Source organism: Mycolicibacterium llatzerense (assembly GCF_000878195.1).
Classification (GTDB): domain Bacteria; phylum Actinomycetota; class Actinomycetes; order Mycobacteriales; family Mycobacteriaceae; genus Mycobacterium; species Mycobacterium llatzerense.
In genome coordinates, this window is record NZ_JXST01000092.1 from 1 (window position 1) to 1514 (window position 1514).

Sequence of the window (1514 nt, forward strand, 5' to 3'; positions counted from 1 at the left end):
CTAGACGGTATGGAGGCGACTTGAGGCCGAAGGCCTCGGGCTGCAATCGGACGTGGGTTGCCGGTGGCGGGTGAACACTCGCTCCGGTAGAGCCACAGTTGCAGATCAGGAGGCCTCCGGTGAGTTTCAACGGTACGAGTGTCGGGTTGGATGTGCATGCGCTTTCGGTGGTTGCGCATGCGGTTGATGAGCAGACGGGTCGAGTCGAGCGGGCGCGGTTGTGCCCTGATCACGGCGAGATCCTCGACTGGTTGCACCGGTTGCGTGGCCCGGTGCGGGTGGCCTATGAGGCCGGGCCGACGGGGTTCGGGCTGGCACGAGCGTTGGCCGATGCGCAGATCGAGTGCACCGTCGCCGCGCCCTCGAAGTTGATCCGGCCACCTGGGGATCGGGTCAAGACCGATGCCCGGGATGCGGCGCATTTGACCCGTTTGTTGCGCCTGGGTGAGATCACTGCAGTCACAGTGCCCGACGCTGACGTCGAAGCTGTGCGGGATCTGGTCCGTGCCCGCGAGGACGCGCGTGCGGATTTGATGCGGGTGCGTCATCGGCTCTCGAAGCTGCTGCTGCGTCACGGCCGGGTGTATTCGGGCGGGCAACCCTGGAATGGCGTGCACGAAACCTGGCTTCGCCGACAACGATTCGACGATTCGTACACCATGGCAGCCTTCGACCACGACTTTGATGCCGTGCTCACCGCCACTGCCGCTCGTGATCGTCTCGACGAGCAGATCATCGCCGCAGCTACCTCGCCACGATGGTGCGATCAGGTCGACCGGCTGGGCTGCCTGCGTGGTATCTCCGCACTGACCGGTCTGGCGTTGACCGTCGAGATCGGTGACTGGACACGCTTCACCGGTTCCTCGATCGGCGCCTACGTCGGCCTGGTCCCCACCGAGTACTCCTCGGGCTCGTCTCGGGTGCAAGGCTCGATCACCAAAGCCGGCAATGCCCATGTGCGCCGGTTGTTGGTCGAATCGGCGTGGCATCACCGCGCGGCTTACCGCAATCCCGGCCCGACGATGCGAGCCCGGTGGGCCAAGGTCGACCCTGCGCTCAAAGCACGTGGGCACGCCGGCAATCGGCGCCTGCACCAACAATGGTGCCGGTTCACCGAACGCAACAAATCGCACGTGGTAGCCAACGTCGCAGTCGCCCGTCAACTGGCGGGCTGGTGCTGGTCCCTGGCCACAATGACCTGACCAGCAGCCACCGGACTTGATCGGAACCAACCGGCCGACGGCGAAGTAGGCGAACTGGACCTGCGTTTCAACTATGAGCAGCAACAGCATTCACCAAATACTGTTGCCACGCCCGCCGCTAGAGAGCAGCCACCGTTCGCGCCGAACCATCGTCTTGCGGTACCCAACCCGCGCATATCAGTCTGACACCAACCGTCGTTGACCAACGACCGTCACCGACCGCGCTGGCACCGATCAAACGAAAGCCGCCCCAGAACAACACTGGGGCGGCTTTCACCTGCCTCTTGACAAACAGTCCCTACATATCAGTTG

At 63.9% G+C, this 1514-nt stretch carries 1 protein-coding gene; it reads left to right on the plus strand.

What is annotated here, in order from left to right:
- Window positions 1-119: 119 nt before the first annotated feature.
- A complete protein-coding gene (locus TL10_RS29310; RefSeq protein ID WP_234711575.1) occupies window positions 120-1202 on the plus strand; it encodes an IS110 family RNA-guided transposase in 1083 nt (360 codons plus the stop codon).
- The last annotated feature ends 312 nt before the right edge of the window (window positions 1203-1514 follow it).